Below are 17515 nucleotides of genomic sequence, written 5' to 3' on the forward strand. Positions count from 1 at the left end.
TTGCCTAAAAAAGAACGCGAGAGTGTTTTTTAAATAAATTAAAATTGCTGTAATGAGTCTTTGACAGAGAATCTGGATCTATGTCGGGCGATCGCAATTGTTATGCTTTATTTCATTAATCAATTTTGATAGCAATTCAGGACAGAGAATCTGGATCTATGCCGAGCGATCGCAACTGTTCTGCTAATAATTCAGCACGTCGTCGTGCTTGCTGTGCTTCTTGTTTAGCTTGCTGCGCTTCTTGTTTAGCTTGCTGCGCTTCTTGTTTAGCGAGTTTTGCGTCTTCTTCTGGTGTTAAAAGCTTTTCCCCTTGCTGGTTATACCAATACAACCACTGGCGAGGAATGCCTAGATAAGTTCCCCGTTCCATGCCAATTCCTAAACCAATCTCTGGTAGCCAAACGGGATTACTATCTTCTAATGCAGTGTAACCACCATTAATTAATTTGTATATTTCCAACCGTGGCTTTCGGCGACGATTCGGATTATAGACTACATAATATAAAATCCCTAATTTCGCATACTCTGCTTTTTTAGTAGAGTACTCACCACGATACTTTTGAGATACTACTTCTAGCGCTAATAGTGGTACTCTCCTTTCTTCCCAAAGCACATAACTGGGACGGAGGTTTTCATCATAAAATCGCTCTACGCCCAGACTCAAAAACCCATCTGGTACTATTGGCGGTAAATCTGGGTCATAATAAATACCCATATCTACGCCAAAAAACCAATCCATGCGTTCTGGCCAAGCGATCGCCAGAAGCGCTTTAAGTAAACCGGGAATTAAATCTTGTAATTCATTATCCACTGGCGTATCGTCAGAGTCAGGCAGTTCCTCAGATGAAGGCAAACAAGCTAATGGATCGTAATTTAGCATGATAGGGTTACCGTTTTTCAGTTATTAGGGCATCTTTCTTTTATTAATGAATTTTGATAGCAATTCAGCCATCCTATTTTATTTGCAAATATCAAGAGAATCAAATCCCCGACTTATTTAAGAAATCGGGGATTTTTTAGTAATTGGGTATTAGTTTTCTACTTGTTTGAGTCTTTGAAAAAGTTCATCAAGTGGTGACTCAGATTCATCAGGACAAAATTCTAAAGCAAGTCTAACTTTTCCTTTTTTCCATCCCTGAGTACTAAATTGCAAAACTTCACAATTTAATCCTTGCGTATACAAATTTACTTCATCTGTTTCTTCTGCTCCAATATATTCCTTAATTGCTGTAATCAAATCACGAACTTTAAAAGTTTTAGCAATATTTAACTTATTAAAAGTGTCTGGTTCTATAGACACAACTTCATCATGGTTTAGTATCTCGAATCCATCTTCCATAAAAATCTCCTGTCAATAAATCTATATTTTCCAGGGATATAACAGTTCATCCGAAATAAAACGATGATTTTATAGATTTAGTCATTAGTCATTAGTCATTATGAGTAATAATTTTTTTCTTGCGTAATCGCTCTTAGCGATCTCGTAAGAGTAGGAGCAAAGAAAAACTCTGCACTCCTGTGCGTTTCAACTTAAACACTCCACTCACTATAGTTTTACGCGAGATTTTATTAAGTCCTGAGTTATGAGTAAAAGAATAATACTCAATACTCAGTACTGTCTTAGTGAGGTTATTAAAAGAACCAACCGTAAGAATGCAAACCTTTACCCAAAAGATTCACACCGAGATAGCAAACCCAAACCACAACAAAGCCGGTGGCGGCTAAAATTGCTGGACTACGCCCCTGCCAACCGCGAGTGATTCGGGCGTGGAGATAGGCGGCGAACACTAACCAGGTGATTAATGCCCAAGTTTCTTTGGGGTCCCAACTCCAGTAGGAACCCCAGGCTTCGTTAGCCCAAACGCCACCAGCTATAATGCCAATTGTCAATAAGGGAAATCCGAGTCCGATGATGCGATAGCTGATGTTATCGAGAGTTTCGGCAAGGCTAAGGCGCTGGGGTGAAAGAGGTTCGGAATTTTGGATTTCGGATTTTGGATTTGGAATTGGGGTTGTTGTAACTAAACCCATAACAGCTGTATTACCGTTACCGTTGCCGTTGCTAGTTGTTTCAAAACGAGCAAAGCCGTTATTTTCGCCAGAAGGGGCTGACGGTTGAGAAATTAGTTCAGATGCTTTGTTTAAGCGGTAGCCGTTGCTGCGATAGCCACCAGTACCTACTGAACTACCTTGTAATTGGATGTTTTGACCGCGAGTCACAATTAAAAAGGCGATCGCTAATAACGCACCCACCATTAAAGCAGAATAACTCAACATCATGACGCTGACATGCATCATCAGCCAATTTGACTTCAAGGCAGGTACTAAGGGTTCTGACGCTTGCATTTGGGATGGTAGTGTCAGGGTAGCAAAAGCAGCGATCAACATTGCCACAGGAGATGTAACAACTCCTACTAAGCGGCTACGGCTACTACTTTCAGCAATCAGATGGACGGTGGTAATTCCCCAAGTTAAGAAAAACAACGATTCATAGAGATTACTTAAGGGAAAGTAACCAGCTTCGATCCATCGCGCCCCTAGTAGAGTTGCCATGCACAAATTAGCGATCGCCATCCCAGCTGTCCCCAAAGCGGCTAGATAAGGCAGATTCGGAAAAGCCGCTCCTCCCCAATACACCAGCATTGTTAGGAATAATATGGCAAAGGAGGCATTGTCCAGCCAGTTCTGGAGTACAACCAAATTCATAAAGTCTTCTCTCCGTGGATAATTTAAAATATCGATTCTAACTGTTCTGATCCTATATGCTTAGAGGGGAATGGGACAGGGGAAAGTTAAAAGTTAGGAGTTAGGAGTTAGGAGTTAGGAGTTAGGAGTTAGGAGTTAGGAGTGAGGAGTTGCTCTTATTACTTTCTGGACTAGGCAAGGGAGTCGTGTTCCTAAGTTTTTTGAGTGCTATAAAAATGTCGTAGATGTTACTGCGACTGTCGCTGACGGCGGATGTGATCCCAATTGAGCGCGTTGCATCAAGTAAAGTTTGTTGATTGGGAATTAGAGTTGGTAAAGGGAAATTTTTCACAGTTCGTTCCACATCTATGAAAAATTGACCATTTGTCGGATTTGGTTCTGTAGGAACTGTTTGTTGGAAGGGGATCGTGCTTGCTAGTGTGTTGTTGGGTTTGGGAAGAATTTTATCAGTAACAGGAGCGCCCACTACTAGAAAGGCGACATCTCCATCTAACCAACCGTGCGTGGCAGTTAAGGTACCATAGGGTGAAACCCAGTTAACAACGGGTTGTCCTGCGACTTTCGCCGGTTCAACTTGGAACTGGTATTGATTTCTCATCACATCATCCAGTTGTTTTATTGATGTTTCAGCCGATTGGCGTAGGCTTTGCCCGCCATAGGCATCGCTTGTCTGTATCATAAACACTAAACCCGCACGAAAATCGTTTGGTGAACCTTCTTTTGGAGTAGTAGGAATCACTGATAACGAAAACTCGCCTTTCATCCAACTAAGCAAATCCTTATCTAAATCGAGAGTGGTAAGAGATTTTATACCACCTCTAAGTTGTTCTGGTGCGATCGGTGAGAGGGGATTTCTCTGAGATGTTAAAACGTAATCTCCCCACAACCTCTGTAAGTTTCCCCCCGAAAGCATCATTAAGGTTTCTGCTGGTACGCGGCTTTGCATTTGTCCAGCTTTGTTTTCTACCGCCAGCACCCGTTGACTATTAGGGTTTAACCAAGAAACGCCCTTGAAGCGGATTCCTTCTGCCTCTAAGATCATTGTCCCCGCTAAACCTTGGTTATTTTGCAGTTGAGCCAAAACTTGAGCTGGTATTGGGCGATTTGGAGAAGCTGCGGCTATTTTGGCTGCTGTTGGCACATTTATGTAAAACTGGCCAAAGCTTTGGTAGTTGGCAATTTTTGGCAAATTCTCAGCAAAACCCCCTGTTGTGGCTAGAGATGTTTGATTTTTGTAAGCATCGATCGCTCGTTCTGTGGCTTTAGGATTATCAGTTATAACTAAAAAACGTTTATCTAGTAATGCTGCTGAAAAGTTTTCTCCTGCTTGTCCCTGACTTTGTTTAATGGCGATACCTTGATAAATACGGTCAATCCATTTGCCTTGTTTAAGGGTTTTGGGTTGTGCAAAAATGTTTTTGGCGATTTCTGGGTTTTTCACTGGTAATACCATTACCATCGACTGCTGATCGCTTGCAGCATCTTCATTGGTGGTAACTGGTTTGGGTGCAGCTTTACTTGCTATTGCTGGGGCAAGAATTGCGATTGTAACCTCATTCCCTACCCAAGGAGCGATATCTTTCTGGAAGTCGTAACCATTATTAGTGAGAAAGCGATCGCGCAATTCTACTAAATTTCTGTCCAGTTCTGCTTGAGTTTCTTTTGTGCCAAACTCCCGCAATTTCTGCCACTGCTGGGGATCTGTTGTCAGAGAAACCGCAAACAGGGCATCACTAGGAATAATATTTGCACCTACTAGCAAATCGCTAGAAGATAGTTGTCTCTGGCTTAACAACCAGTATGCTACACTCCCCGCACCAATCAATAGCCCAGCAGCCGAGAGCGTCAGCACCAGAGACGGTTTCTTATTTTTTTTCATCGGAACAGACACAAGAGGCGGTGCCATTGAAACCTATACCTTATACTTGCAAACTTATTACTTGCTTGATTAGTCAAGTACACCAACAGATTTAACCATTCTTTAGAACAGCTAATTATATTAAATTTTTCCACACTAGATGTTGATGATACTTCGGTAATCAACCTTCCCTACTCTTTCAAAAGCTGTGTTTTTAGTTCAGTTACCATTTTTAACACGCTTTCTTGAATTTCGTAGGACGTTTCCCTGAGATTAATTCTTCTGTCGGAAAGTTTTCGCAAGTAAATCTGTTATTTTAAGCAATTTGAGAATATAACTAACTGGACAAAACTGCAACTCAATTTTAACACTTGGCTTTGTTCGGTTGCGATACGCGATCGCCACCGGAAAGGGCAGGTACGCGATCGCGCCACATCATCAGTGCAGTATTTTTGGGACAATTTGGTATAACTTTACGATACCGTCAGGCTTATCATTTACCTATACTTGCAACTCAAATCCAGGTAATATATCTTCTCCAGAAATAATTGCTGGCATTTGTATAACTTCTACAGCTTTCCAAAGTCGGTAAATTTCAACTTGACGATCTTGAGGATTAATCAGCCAACCCAAGCGCAAACCATTATTAATGTATTCCTGCATTTTCTCTTGAATCGGTGCAAGCCTATCTGTCTCCGATCGCAGTTCAATCAAAAAGTCGGGTACAAGTGGCGGAAATTTTTTTCGTTGTTCTGGTGTTAAAGCTTGCCACCGCTCCAATTTTACCCAAGCAGCATCAGGTGAACGTTTTGCACCGTTAGGAAGTATAAAGATAGTTGAAGAACTAAAAACTTTCCCTAATTTCGCTTGACGATTCCAAATTTCTAAATCAGCGATCAATCCAGCTTCTTGATTTCCGCTTTCTCCTCCTACTGGTGGCACAATTATTAATTCTCCGGCTGCATTCATTTCGAGGTTTAAATCACGATTGGCAATACACAATTGATAAAATTCCTCATCAGTTAAATGAGCAATCGGTTCTAGATTTAGCACAACATTATTCATTAAACCTTTCCTTGTGTCTTTCTTGCTAACATCAGCGCCTAACAACGGCAAACCATCACCGAAAACTCATTATTGTAATAAATTCTGGGGGTTTAAGTCCCTCTTGCAAAACAAAATTTACGAATTACGAATTACGAATTACGAATTACGAATTACGAATTACGAATTACGAATTACGAATTATTTTAATTGCATAGCTCCCAAATATTTAGTTAAATAAGGCGAAAAAACTTCATAAATTAACGTTAATGGCTGTCCATGATGCCAAAACAAGTAATGGCGACCCCAAAAAGGGCCAGCTACATCAAAACCAGACTCTAGCGCCGATGAGTCACCATAGTAAATTCCTCGAACATCCCGATACAACTCTGTGCGGAGACGAGCTAAACTTGCCCAAATTGGTAATGAACGATTTTGCAAATACTCATCTACATGACTAGCTTCCCACCACGAGGTAGCATAGGCTAATCGTTGACCAGAAGCAGTCCGCAGCCACACTTGTCGCCGTAGTCGCGGCCCTGGGACAGCTTGGATTAAGTCAGGTGCAGCATCTAAGTCCATGCCAATCAATGACATATCAATCACATCTACTTCTACAGGCTCACCTGTAAGCAATTCTAGATGACGTGTTGGAGAGCCGTCACCCAAAAGCATTAGCTGCCAAGCCGGTGCTAGCTGACTATGAGGTAAACTTTTTTGAATCACTTCCTCCCCTCCTTGCCAAATTGGAGTGAGGCGATGCCAAGCTGCTGGCAGTGTTAAGTTGTTTGTCGGCGTAAAAGTAATACTCAATGCTTTTTATAAAACTTCACGTATCTCTATAAAAGCATAAAAAACCTTAGCTCTACCAAGATTTAAGGGTCAACAGTCTAAGGTATATTCACCCTTGACTATTGACCCTTGATTAATTAATATATGCGAAAATATGCGGATGGCGAGACTCGAACTCGCAAGGGCATTGCCCACACGCACCTCAAGCGTGCGCGTATACCAATTCCGCCACATCCGCACGGAATCTCTAAACATAGACTATAGCATAAGAAACTAATTATAGTAAGGTGATATCTAAAGTTATATTCCTCAAAAATATAAATTTCCTCTTTCTCTGTATCAGACTGACAGAAATCTAGCGTCTGCACAAGTGATATTAAAAAGGGTAGAGCGACTGTGGGAGGTGTGGTGCGATCGCGTACCGCCTTGTCTACGACTGGCTATTGGGCGGCGCAAAAGCCCAGTTTAGTAAGCTAGCTAAGACTTACAGCAGCAATGCTGTTAGTCTAGTAAGACTCGTAGAGGCAGCAAGCCTGCAATATGCGAGTTTGCTTAGTAATCAGGGTGGCGAATCTCCTGTGATAATTTGAAATAATGCGATCGCCTCGTTTCAAATTGGATAGCGAGAAAATGTCAATCTACTGGTAATGATATCGAAACTAAAAAATGAAGTTTGACAAAATATTAATTGCCAATCGGGGAGAAATCGCCCTTCGCATTCTCCGCGCCTGTGAAGAAATGGGAATTGCGACAGTCGCCGTTCATTCCACTGTTGACCGGAATGCTCTCCACGTCCAGCTTGCTGATGAAGCGGTTTGCATTGGCGAACCTGCTAGCAGTAAAAGTTATTTGAATATTCCCAATATTATTGCTGCCGCATTGACCCGCAATGCGACTGCTATTCACCCAGGTTATGGCTTTTTGGCAGAAAATGCCCGGTTTGCCGAAATCTGTGCCGACCATCATATTGCTTTTATCGGCCCAACTCCAGAAGCTATAAAGCTGATGGGGGATAAATCCACTGCCAAAGAAACCATGCAAAAAGCTGGAGTCCCGACAGTACCAGGTACTGAGGGGTTGGTAGAATCCGAGGAAGACGGATTAAAATTCGCCAAGGAAATCGGCTATCCAGTGATGATCAAAGCCACAGCCGGTGGTGGCGGACGGGGTATGCGTCTGGTGCGTTCTGAAGATGAATTTGTCAAACTTTTCTTAGCAGCCCAAGGGGAAGCAGGAGCAGCATTTGGGAATTCTGGCGTTTACATCGAAAAATTTATTGAACGTCCCCGCCACATCGAATTTCAAATTTTGGCGGATAACTACGGTAATGTCATCCATTTAGGCGAACGGGATTGCTCAATTCAGCGCCGCAATCAAAAGCTACTAGAAGAAGCACCAAGTCCGGCTCTCGACCAAGACCTGCGTGAGAAAATGGGACAAGCTGCTGTCAAAGCTGCCCAATTCATCAATTACAGTGGGGCGGGTACTATCGAGTTTCTCTTGGATAGATCGGGTAAATTCTACTTTATGGAAATGAACACCCGGATTCAAGTAGAACATCCTGTAACAGAGATGATTACTGGAATAGACTTGGTTGCCGAACAAATTCGGATTGCTCAAGGGGAAAGACTTAAACTTACGCAAGAGCAAGTAGTATTACGAGGTCATTCGATTGAGTGCCGGATCAACGCTGAAGACCCAGATCATGACTTTCGCCCTTCTCCTGGACGGATTAGTAGCTATCTTCCCCCTGGAGGTCCTGGTGTTCGCATTGATTCCCACGTTTACACAGATTACCAAATCCCGCCTTACTACGATTCTTTGATTGGGAAGTTAATTGTTTGGGCCCCAGACCGACCCACTGCTATTAACCGCATGAAACGCGCACTCCGGGAATGTGCCATCACTGGACTACCCACCACCATTGGCTTTCATCAAAGAATTATGGAAACTCCACAATTTTTGCAGGGTAATGTCTATACAAATTTTGTGCAGGAGATGAACGGCTAGGGGAGTGGGGAGATGATGGAGAGTAGAGGACAAGGAGATAATTCTTAACTCTTAACTCTTAACTCCTCACTCAGCACTCTTAATGCCCAATCCTTAATTCACGCGAGATAGCATGGTCAGCAATCCTTGTTGACCTAATAATATTTCTCGCACCAGGCTGAAGATACCAACCCAAATAATAGGTGTAATGTCTACTCCGCCTATAGGTTGTACAAGTTTTCGCAACGGGATTAAAAATGGTTCGGTGGGCCAAGCTATTAAATTAAAGGGCAAACGATTCAGATTCACTTGCGGATACCAAGTAAGAATGATCCGAAATATAAATAAAAATGTCATCAGCCCTAATACAAGGCCAAGAATCCAAGCGGTCAGGTCAACACCAGTCATCGGTTTAAGGTACTATCTATCGTAAAGAAAGAAAAACTTAGGCGAAGCCCGTCGTAGACATCGCCACAAAATTTGAAGCTTTGTAAAGCACTCTCATCATCATTTTAACCAAATGCTGCAACTTTCTTCTGCAATAGAAAAGCAAACTCCCTCACAGCCGTTACCAAGTTTGCCAGTTCAGAGTTATAGGCTTCTCAAGAAAGTAATACACTATTAAAATTAGGATGAAGTGTGTAAAAAAAGGTTTAGAAGTATGACGCCTTCTTTAGCAAATTTTCTTTGGAGCCTGTTATGGGGTACTGCAATTGTTGTGATACCCGTTATAGTTGGTCTAATTTTCATTAGCCAAAAAGATAAAATCCAGCGTTCATAATGCTTATGAGAGTCAAACTGACTCTCACAACCGACTGTCTGTCAGCTATTTATAATTGCACTAAAAGCAGCAGTGTTTGCCACTAGAAGCAGTTGTAGCTAACAGACATAGGTTTTTTTTATTTTTCGGTGAACAGCTTCAGAGCTTCTTTGCTAGAGGCTTTGAAGCTTCAATATATCGTGAATAATTACAGTAGTGATTTTAATTGTGACTCGCTAACATAGATTTGATATTGGGAAAACAGCAATGATAAATTTTGGGCTGAACTCAGCCAGTTTTCTGGCTCAGGTAAATTTTGGGGCAAACTCAGCCAGTATTCTAGGAATTTTCCTGGCTGTGGCTGGGGCATCACTGTATTTTCTCCGCACTGTGCGTCCAGAATTGTCACGGGATCAAGATATCTTTTTTGCAGCAGTTGGTTTGCTCTGCGGCTTCATTCTCGTGTTTCAAGGATGGCGCTTAGACCCGATTCTACAATTTGGTCAACTACTATTAGTTGGTACAACTGTGTTTTTTGCAGTTGAAAGTATTCGTCTGCGGAGTATAGCTACCCAGCAAGCAAAGCGCAACACTCCGATTGTGGATGATGAGCGAGAGGTAAGCGGAAATTATTCAATGAACCGCAATCGGAAGAATTATGGGGCCCAGATGGAGGCAGACTTAGATCCACTGCCTTATGAAGACGAGGAAGAACGCCCCTCGCGTCGCCGGATTCAGGGTAGCAGGGATGAGATTTCCACTCGTGATGACTACTACGAGGAACAACCCCCCCGTCGTTCAGAACGCCGCAACAGTAGCAGTAGCGAAAGACAGGCTCCAGCAGATAGAACGCGGCGACGGACTTCTGGTCGTCCTGTGAATCGCCCTTCTGAAAGCTCTGAAGATGAGAATTGGGGTTCTTCATCTAGGCAAGTTGATGATTGGGAAAGTTCGGAAGGGGAAGTCAGAAAACCTTCTCGCCGTAGTAATAATGGGTCTGGGCGTCCAGAAAGCCGGGAAGATGATGTTGCTCCCAAACCAAGAAGGCGTCGTCCACCCACTGACTCAACTCCTCGAAGACCGCGCGAAGATGATGAGGCGATCCCAACTGATTATGTGCCATATAACCCGGTTGAAATGCCAAATGAGCGCCCAGATAATTCGACGGATTTTGATGACGATGTTTAAAACAGTTGGGGTGACAGTAGGTTTAAAGGCGACGGAAAACAGTTGAGGTGGAAAAATTTACGCCTACATTTTGGCTCCAAAGACCAATTCATTGGAGCCTGGTTTTTGGTTTAACAAGTTTGCTTGTATCTTGTGGTTCTAACAATATTCCCATAGGTTCCACTTCGCTCAACAGTCGCTACACAGAGGAACAACCGGCTTTGAGTGGAAACGGGCGCTTTTTAGCGTTTGTATCTAATCGTAATGGTAATCAGCAGCTACTGGTTTTCGATTTGGAGAGGCAACTGTTTATTAGCACACCGGGGATAAACCGAGCGGAGACAATTGCTGAAAGTCCTAGCTTGAGCTATACCGGGCGTTATATTGCTTATCTTACTAGCGACCAAGGTAGACCAGTGGTGGCGCTTTACGATCGCGCTACACAACAGTCGCAAATCGTCACACCAACCTATCGCGGCTGGGTCAGAAAACCAAATATCAGCCCCGATGGACGTTATGTTGTCTTTGAAACCGCCAGCCGTGGTCAGTGGGATATTGAAGTCTTAGACCGGGGGCCAAATATTGAGTTAGATATTCCGAATGGTGCAACTGTAGGTTCACCTCCGTAGGGGAAAAAGTTAGGAGTTAGGAGTTAGGAGTTAAGAGTTAAGAGTTTGGAGAGACGCATCCAAACAAACAGCGATCGCACTCACCCCCCAAAAACAAAATCCCACAGCTAGAGACGCGCTACGGGGTCAGAATTGGGATTGTGGGAATGGGGCGATTGATTGGGTGTGACGTGGTTAGGGCGGGTTTTAGGGATGTGTGGGAGTTAGTTAGACTTGGCATTCATTTGATGTTTCAATGCTTTAAATTCTTCTAAACTTCCGACATTTTCCAATTGCCTAACTTTTTCTACTAAATCCGGTCGTTCCCACTGTTTCAGTTAATCGTATAGGAGGTCAGAGAGTGTCATTGGTTTAGACTGAAACTTCCCTTATTATTCGGTTCTGAGTCGGTGAACCAACTGCCGTTAACGCTTGTAGCAGTTGTAAGTCCGTTGAAAGTTTGTACGTAATTAAAACCATTACCGACATAACGTCGCATGGTAAATTTATTGCCTGACAAGTAACCAACAACCAAATCTGAGAAACCTGCATTTGGAAACGTTATTGTACCTTTAAAGCAAGTTCCCTCACTACAGTTATAAGTATTTTGGATACTCAGTGTCGCATTGTCTACTTTACCTTGTATATTATTTTGATATCCTGAATATTGACCTATACCAATAGCTAGTGCTTGATTAGCTGAAGTTAGTAGTGCTAATCCTGCCATAACAGTAGGAATGTAAAATTTCCGAAAATCCATGATTTTTCCTTGGATAAGAGAAAGCATAAGTAGGTATATCACAGGGAGCATCCCAGTTTTTATTCTTCCATTAAGAATAAATAACAGCGAATGATTGTGACAAAAGTCTGTTACTAACCCTCATTACGATGTATTTTTTGATTTATGCACACGAATAAAAATTAAATAGACGATGTAGAGCGATAAATGGAGATACGACGAATGACTAAGCCTAAGTTTGCAGCTATGAGTAAAATAGAGTTAAAACGTTATTTATTAGAGAATCGGAATGATACAGAAGCTTTTCACGCTCTAATGGATAAAATTAACGCTGAACCCAACCCCAAGTTTTATACCATAGATGAAATTGGTGAATTGGAAAAACTAATAGAAGCAAAACGGACACGAGAGAATCTGTAAAAAATTACCTTTATCAACTCGCTTAATCGATGTAGTTTATAGCGGTTCTCGGCCCTTGTGAGGTACAAGAACCCCACCCCCAACCCCCTCCCCGCAAGCGAGGAGCTTGCTCTGATGTACCTTATGTGATTAGGAAACGCTATATCATATGATGCGCTACGGGGTTAGGGCGGGTTAGGGTGTTGATTCTGCTTGTATTCTTTTCCTAAATTCAATTAGGGCTTGTTCCTCTGTACTAACTACAACCCGGTTAGGTTTTGCCCTCATAATTGTTAAATAGTGTTGAAAAGCCTCCTCATCATCTGGATGTGTTTTTACATAAGTTCTCAGTTCGGCTTCGCTTAATTGTTGATAGTTACTCATTGAATTAATTCCTCGCCGTTACTTAAAATTTCTACTTGAATTGTTTCGCCGATTAACACTACCATTCTTTGAGAGCGTGTATCGTAGCGAGTTAATTCAATTGTTCTTAATAGATTGCTTGCTCGTACACATACGCGGTAGAAGGTTTTTAGGTGTTCTATTGTAGGATGCAGTGGTTGGATTCAAACCTCCTCAGAATTTTTATTTTTTGTACTACCACTTCTAGTTTCACCTAAAGGTCAAACAGTTATGCAAATCATGTGTCAAAACATTATAGGCTGTAGATCACAGGGTCTACAGTCTGCCAATGAAAATAAATCGGCATGGACGCGCCAAGGTTCTTACTCAGCAAGAGATACAGCTAATCTTCAGTGAGACTAATGACTAATTATATGAAACGTGTTTTTTTTATACCTGTATTTTTATGTTTAAGTTTATTGACTGGATGTTTTGGCTACCCTCGCATTTTGAGTTATCCCTTTGATCCGGGGGGTCGGAGTCTCAATAGTTTAGCATCGGAATTAAACCCGCAAATTTCTGGGAGATATATTGTTTTTATTACTGACCGACGCGGTAGCCAAGATGTTTATATGTTTGATACGGTGAGTCGTGATTTGGTTGATTTGCCAGGTTTAAACTCATTTGATGCGATCGCAACTCATCCTAGCGTTTCCCAAGATGGTCGTTATGTTGTATTTGGTGCTAGCCGTCAGGGGCGATCGGCTATTTTTCTCTACGACCGGGAAACACGCCAATCACGAAATTTGACTAATAACCTGCAATCTGAAGTCCGCAACCCTACAATTAGCGCTGATGGTAGTAGGATTGCTTTTGAATCGAGTAACAACGGTCAGTGGGATATTTTAGTATACGACCGTTATGGACAGCCGTTAAATATACCTCAAGAACCACGTTGAACTAGAGTTAGGAGTTAGGAGTTAGGAGTTATGAGTTAAAATTCCTCACTCCTAACTCCTCACTCCTAACTTTTGTTTTCTACCTGTTGCACAGATTCAATGAGCGATCGCACTTGTTGAGTCCCTTCTGAAGGTTCAAAGGATAGGGGAAACTTACCCCGAAGAATCATCCGTAAACCGAGGGGTGCAAGACTGAGTAATCCTCTTAAATCTTTAAAGTAGTTACCGACAACTTGTAAACCAAATTGACGTTCATCAATCCAACCACCTTCTTTAACTAAATCCACCAATACTTTTCGGTGACGAATTGAGCGACTATCACTTGCTTGTTTGTGGGTGAGAATTTCTTGTTTAATTTTGGTGATTTGTTCTAATGGTGCAACTTCCATTGGACAAACTGAATCGCAATATAAACAACGGGTGCAACCCCATACGCCTTTAGTACCTTCGTTGTAGCTTGCTAAACGATTTTCGGTGTCGCTATCGCGGGAGTCTGCTACCATCCGGTAAGCTTTGGCAAGGGCATGGGGGCCAACAAAGTTTGGATCAACTTCACGGGCGTTACATTCAGAGTAACATGCACCACACATAATACAGTTACCAGTTTGATCGAGGCGCGATCGCTCTTGTGGTGTTTGCAAAAACTCTCTTTCTGGTACTTGTCGTGCTGCTGTACTCACATAAGGAGCAACTGCTTCTAGATTATTCCAGAAGCTGCTCATATCTACAACCAAATCTTTAATCACGGGCATATTCCCTAGAGGTGCGATCGTGATTTCAAGAATGGGATTTACTTTACTTTGGGATGATGCTATTTGTTGTAATCTGGCAAGTTCACTGCCAACATTTTCCTTACAAGCTAAAGCCGAACGCCCATTAATTCGCATAGCACAGCTACCACAAATTGTATTACGGCAATTTTTGCGAAACGCCAAAGTTCCATCTTGCTCCCACTTAATATGATTGAGGCAATCCAAAATTGTATTACCTGCTTGAGCCTCTACAAGGTAGGTTTGCACCACTGGGGAGGAATTTTGTTGCTGTCGAATGACCTTAAAAATAACTTCCATGACCACTAACCAATATTTTAAAATTGCTTCACCAGCCTCAACAATCATGATTCAAGGCAGGTAGTTGCGAAAAGTGAGCTATACTTTTTTGATCTTCATTCAAAGCCTGGTGTTAATAGGCTGACCATCAAAGAGCGACTGATTCTAGTTTAACGATAACCATTCAAACTTTACTTGTAGCAGCGCTGTAGGCAAGATTTGTGTCAAATTCTCAGATAAAACGCCAAAAATGTAATTATAGCTTGGGATTGAATTTACTTATTTAGGAATGTAAAGGAAAGAGCATTTTAGCTTCATCTCTGACAAGGCGATCGTATCCCAATTAAATGCATGTCAGGTTAGCAACACGTCTTGATGTCAACTTCAGCCACAGCAACTAACTAAAAAATTTAGTTAGTTGCTACCGCTTGACGGAATTTTTTGATTATATAGAAGTGTAACTTGGGTATGTTCAATATATAGTAGTGGCAATCAAGCGCTAGGCAGATGTTAAGAGATTTATTCTTCCCATAGACAGACGTACAAAATTCTCTGACTGCTTTTGAGCAAAAGATAATAAACCGAGGATAAATCGTCACCACTTTAAAATAAAAGTTATTGTACCGGGAATCCCGGATGCGCGAGACTTTTAGATTCAAGATTTTCTTGATTGAGAAAATCTTGAATTTAACACATTGGTCAAAACGGCTCGTCTAAATTAGATAAATTTTTATAAAAGGCATAGGGCAATACTCACCCTTGCAATAAAGGGTGAGGAAAATCCTCACTGCTTTTTGCAAGCTTTCAGTCCAGAAATTTAAATAAAAATTTACCAGCAACTTTAATTCAAAATTAAACAACTATTTTGCTATTATTAGTCCATGCTAGTATTTAATATAAAATTAGGAAGACACAAAACAGAGTCAATAGCCGGATCAGCGCGGCTACTACTGCTTTGTTGAATCGTAATGTAGAGACAAGAAAATTCACGTCTCTACTGGCAGTACAAAAGGGCATAAGCCCTTAGTACTCTATTGAAATACTATGCTGTCCTAAGCTTGAGAGGATGAGTAGAAAAAACTCTACCTGTTCATTGCCCAGAAGGGCAAGCACTAGAAGTGGAAAACCTGCATTTTTGGGATCTACGACTTATTTGGAGTAGAATTAACCCAATTTGTAAAGGTTGCTGAAAGTTACATCGCTACAGTAGCGCCAAAAGAGAAAATAACTTAATTTCTGATGGCGAATAATGGTTAAAAGTGCCGTGAAATCAGCAAAATTAATTTCTATGGCAACTATGACCTTGAATTGGTTATAGACAACCATATATAGAAGTGCTTTTGGCTCCTATCGGCAGGAATTGACCCGTTACACTAGAGTGCTAAGTAGCTCTATGCAAATGCTAAAAAGCCAAATGCCAGCATTTGACTACACGTTTTTCAGTTTGGAGAGAGTAAGGAAAATTTGAGCATAATGACTGAAACTGCAACCGCGCCATTAACCGGAAAAGCACTACTTGCTAAAGTAAAAGAACTTTCCACTTTACCACGCCGAGAAAGAGCTAAACAGTGCGGCTATTACACTGTTACTAAGAATAACCAGGTTCGTGTCAATCTCACTGATTTTTATGACGCTTTGCTATCGGCTAGAGGAATTCCTCTAAGTCCAGAAGCACCTAAAGATGGTCGTGGTCGTGAACCGACATATCGGGTTAGTGTCCATCAAAATGGTCAGATTGTCATTGGTGCCACATATACCAAAGCAATGGGCTTAAAGGCTGGAGATGAGTTTGAAATTAGGTTGGGATACAAACATATTCATCTGATTCAACTCGGTGAAAGTGACAAAAAACTAACCTCACAAGATATAGACTCTGACGAATCGGACGAAGATTTGGAAGACGAAGAGTAAATTTGCTGATGGTAAGGATAAGTTTCAGGTGATGATAACTTATCCTTACCCCGACAGTAAACTAGTAGCTCTATTTAGTTAAAAAAATTTGTCACAAGTAAAGAATACGATTAGACCCCTTGCAGAAGTCACCAATTTTAGTAGAGTCTTGATTAATCAGCAAGAAATCTATAGTGCAAGAAGTCTATCGTGTTTTTTTTGTTTAGTTTGATAACTTTTTTTGAGTCTTCTGTCAACGCTTTATTGGCGTTTATGGAAAATGCACCAGCACTAGTTGTAGTGATGGCATTTTTTATTTTCTGGATAGTTTGCTGGTTGCCAGTGGCAACAGTATCAGCAATATTGCTCAATTGGCAACCCCTTAAACCTTTACAGCCAGAGCAAAAGATGCCGTTATTGGTGTCACTCTACCTATTAGCTCCCCTAATTCTGTGGGGAGTTAGTTGGCTTACCAATAAATCTTTTTCGGATTACGGCTTTGTTGGGAATCTTTCAACTCTTGGTTCTTTAGGACTAGGTTTTGCTTTGGGAGTGGTTAGCCTAGCTATTGTATTTAGTGGGCAATTTGGGTTAGGGTGGTGTTCTTTTGAAAAGACGAATTTAAAGTTAATACTACCCATATTGCTACCGATTTTCTTGATAGCGTTATTAGTCGCTGGGATAGAAGAGTTAGTTTTTCGCGGTTTCCTGTTTACTGAATTAGCGCAAGATTATCCAGTTTGGGTAGCAGCAGCAATTTCTAGTTTGATTTTTGCCTTGCTACACCTAGTTTGGGAGCAACGCGAAACTGCACCTCAACTTCCTGGATTGTGGCTGATGGGAATGGTGCTGGTGTTAGCACGCTTTGCCGATCACAACAATTTAGGTTTAGCTTGGGGACTGCACGCGGGATGGATATGGGCGATCGCTACTATAGATACAGCAGAACTAATTACTTACACAGGTAAAGTCTCTGATTGGTTCACAGGTAAGAATAAAAAACCCCTAGCTGGTTTGGCAGGAATTATTTGTGTATTGGGAACTGGAGTGATTATCTGGCTTTTCTCTAGGTATTTTTAACTTCGCGTCAAGGTGCAATAGAACCTCACCCCCAACCCCTCTCCTTATTAAGGAGAGGGGAGACTTTGACGAAATTCAAAGGCGGGGTGAGGTTAAAAACCATATTTGGATTTTATTTAATTCACATTCCTAA

General features: G+C 41.7%; 20 protein-coding genes and 1 tRNA gene. 9 read left to right on the forward strand and 12 right to left on the reverse strand.

The window, feature by feature from the left end; translation table 11 throughout:
* Positions 1 to 136: 136 nt before the first annotated feature.
* The 4 genes from V7K73_RS27880 to V7K73_RS27895 form a co-directional block, all read right to left on the reverse strand.
* Complete coding sequence (locus tag V7K73_RS27880; RefSeq protein WP_334885044.1) at positions 137 to 880, reverse strand: Uma2 family endonuclease; 744 nt, start codon at positions 878 to 880, stop codon at positions 137 to 139.
* A 150-nt stretch (positions 881 to 1030) separates the two neighbouring features.
* The gene (locus tag V7K73_RS27885; protein ID WP_334885046.1) at positions 1031 to 1339 is read right to left on the reverse strand and encodes a KGK domain-containing protein; all 309 of its coding nucleotides are present in this window, start codon (positions 1337 to 1339) and stop codon (positions 1031 to 1033) included.
* 293 nt (positions 1340 to 1632) lie between these two features.
* Complete coding sequence (ccsB, locus tag V7K73_RS27890; RefSeq protein WP_334885048.1) at positions 1633 to 2706, reverse strand: c-type cytochrome biogenesis protein CcsB; 1074 nt, start codon at positions 2704 to 2706, stop codon at positions 1633 to 1635.
* Between the two features lie 121 nt (positions 2707 to 2827).
* Positions 2828 to 4612 (reverse strand): DUF3352 domain-containing protein, encoded by a 1785-nt coding sequence (locus V7K73_RS27895; RefSeq protein WP_334885050.1) that lies wholly within the window; start codon positions 4610 to 4612, stop codon positions 2828 to 2830.
* 323 nt (positions 4613 to 4935) lie between these two features.
* Here V7K73_RS27895 and V7K73_RS27900 point away from each other — a divergent pair, with 323 nt between their 5' ends.
* The gene (locus V7K73_RS27900) at positions 4936 to 5112 is read left to right on the forward strand and encodes a hypothetical protein (RefSeq protein WP_334885052.1); all 177 of its coding nucleotides are present in this window, start codon (positions 4936 to 4938) and stop codon (positions 5110 to 5112) included.
* Here V7K73_RS27900 and V7K73_RS27905 read toward each other — a convergent pair.
* The 3 genes from V7K73_RS27905 to V7K73_RS27915 all read right to left on the reverse strand — a co-directional run bounded on the left by V7K73_RS27905 (position 5066) and on the right by V7K73_RS27915 (position 6638).
* The gene (locus V7K73_RS27905; RefSeq protein ID WP_334885054.1) at positions 5066 to 5629 is read right to left on the reverse strand and encodes a Uma2 family endonuclease; all 564 of its coding nucleotides are present in this window, start codon (positions 5627 to 5629) and stop codon (positions 5066 to 5068) included. The two genes, V7K73_RS27900 and V7K73_RS27905, sit on opposite strands and share 47 nt — an antisense overlap.
* Positions 5630 to 5809: 180 nt before the next feature.
* Entirely contained in the window at positions 5810 to 6421 is a 612-nt protein-coding gene (locus V7K73_RS27910) for a chorismate lyase (protein WP_334885056.1), read from the reverse strand.
* A gap of 134 nt (positions 6422 to 6555) precedes the next feature.
* A tRNA-Leu gene (locus tag V7K73_RS27915) sits at positions 6556 to 6638 on the reverse strand.
* A 428-nt stretch (positions 6639 to 7066) separates the two neighbouring features.
* Here V7K73_RS27915 and accC point away from each other — a divergent pair.
* A complete protein-coding gene (accC, locus tag V7K73_RS27920; RefSeq protein ID WP_334885058.1) occupies positions 7067 to 8410 on the forward strand; it encodes an acetyl-CoA carboxylase biotin carboxylase subunit in 1344 nt (447 codons plus the stop codon).
* Positions 8411 to 8503: 93 nt separating this feature from the next.
* Here the strand turns inward: accC and V7K73_RS27925 are convergent, their stop codons facing one another.
* Positions 8504 to 8797 (reverse strand): YggT family protein, encoded by a 294-nt coding sequence (locus V7K73_RS27925; RefSeq protein WP_334885060.1) that lies wholly within the window; start codon positions 8795 to 8797, stop codon positions 8504 to 8506.
* Between the two features lie 253 nt (positions 8798 to 9050).
* Here V7K73_RS27925 and psbX point away from each other — a divergent pair, with 253 nt between their 5' ends.
* From psbX to V7K73_RS27940, 3 genes are all read left to right on the forward strand, one after another.
* On the forward strand, positions 9051 to 9170 hold the full coding sequence (gene psbX / locus V7K73_RS27930; protein ID WP_334885062.1) for a photosystem II reaction center X protein: 120 nt from the start codon (positions 9051 to 9053) through the stop codon (positions 9168 to 9170).
* Between the two features lie 246 nt (positions 9171 to 9416).
* On the forward strand, positions 9417 to 10337 hold the full coding sequence (locus tag V7K73_RS27935) for a Ycf66 family protein (protein ID WP_334885064.1): 921 nt from the start codon (positions 9417 to 9419) through the stop codon (positions 10335 to 10337).
* Positions 10338 to 10384: 47 nt separating this feature from the next.
* Positions 10385 to 10945, forward strand: a complete 561-nt coding sequence (locus V7K73_RS27940; protein ID WP_334885066.1) for a TolB family protein — start codon at positions 10385 to 10387, stop codon at positions 10943 to 10945.
* A 343-nt stretch (positions 10946 to 11288) separates the two neighbouring features.
* Here V7K73_RS27940 and V7K73_RS27945 read toward each other — a convergent pair whose 3' ends face one another.
* Positions 11289 to 11684: a hypothetical protein gene (locus tag V7K73_RS27945; protein WP_334885068.1), complete on the reverse strand. Its 396-nt coding sequence runs from the start codon at positions 11682 to 11684 to the stop codon at positions 11289 to 11291.
* A gap of 201 nt (positions 11685 to 11885) precedes the next feature.
* On the opposite strand from V7K73_RS27945, the gene V7K73_RS27950 reads away from it, so the two are divergent.
* Complete coding sequence (locus V7K73_RS27950; RefSeq protein ID WP_094341389.1) at positions 11886 to 12083, forward strand: DUF6887 family protein; 198 nt, start codon at positions 11886 to 11888, stop codon at positions 12081 to 12083.
* Between the two features lie 174 nt (positions 12084 to 12257).
* On the opposite strand, the gene V7K73_RS27955 is transcribed toward V7K73_RS27950, so the two are convergent.
* Both V7K73_RS27955 and V7K73_RS29960 read right to left on the reverse strand, forming a co-directional pair.
* A complete protein-coding gene (locus V7K73_RS27955) occupies positions 12258 to 12446 on the reverse strand; it encodes a DUF6887 family protein (protein WP_073641045.1) in 189 nt (62 codons plus the stop codon).
* A complete protein-coding gene (locus tag V7K73_RS29960) occupies positions 12443 to 12628 on the reverse strand; it encodes a DUF6888 family protein (protein ID WP_442936799.1) in 186 nt (61 codons plus the stop codon). Before V7K73_RS29960 ends, V7K73_RS27955 begins: the two co-directional genes overlap by 4 nt.
* 210 nt (positions 12629 to 12838) lie before the next feature.
* On the opposite strand from V7K73_RS29960, the gene V7K73_RS27960 reads away from it, so the two are divergent.
* Positions 12839 to 13363: a TolB family protein gene (locus V7K73_RS27960; RefSeq protein WP_334885071.1), complete on the forward strand. Its 525-nt coding sequence runs from the start codon at positions 12839 to 12841 to the stop codon at positions 13361 to 13363.
* A 65-nt stretch (positions 13364 to 13428) separates the two neighbouring features.
* Here the strand turns inward: V7K73_RS27960 and V7K73_RS27965 are convergent, their stop codons facing one another.
* Complete coding sequence (locus V7K73_RS27965) at positions 13429 to 14433, reverse strand: succinate dehydrogenase/fumarate reductase iron-sulfur subunit (RefSeq protein ID WP_334885126.1); 1005 nt, start codon at positions 14431 to 14433, stop codon at positions 13429 to 13431.
* Positions 14434 to 15885: 1452 nt separating this feature from the next.
* Between V7K73_RS27965 and V7K73_RS27970 the strand changes: the two genes are divergently transcribed.
* Positions 15886 to 16323: an AbrB family transcriptional regulator gene (locus tag V7K73_RS27970; protein ID WP_094350106.1), complete on the forward strand. Its 438-nt coding sequence runs from the start codon at positions 15886 to 15888 to the stop codon at positions 16321 to 16323.
* A gap of 189 nt (positions 16324 to 16512) precedes the next feature.
* Complete coding sequence (locus tag V7K73_RS27975; RefSeq protein ID WP_334885073.1) at positions 16513 to 17382, forward strand: CPBP family intramembrane glutamic endopeptidase; 870 nt, start codon at positions 16513 to 16515, stop codon at positions 17380 to 17382.
* Positions 17383 to 17515 lie beyond the last annotated feature (133 nt).

Origin of the sequence: Nostoc sp. (genome assembly GCF_036916975.1) — a bacterium.
Classification (GTDB): domain Bacteria; phylum Cyanobacteriota; class Cyanobacteriia; order Cyanobacteriales; family Nostocaceae; genus Nostoc.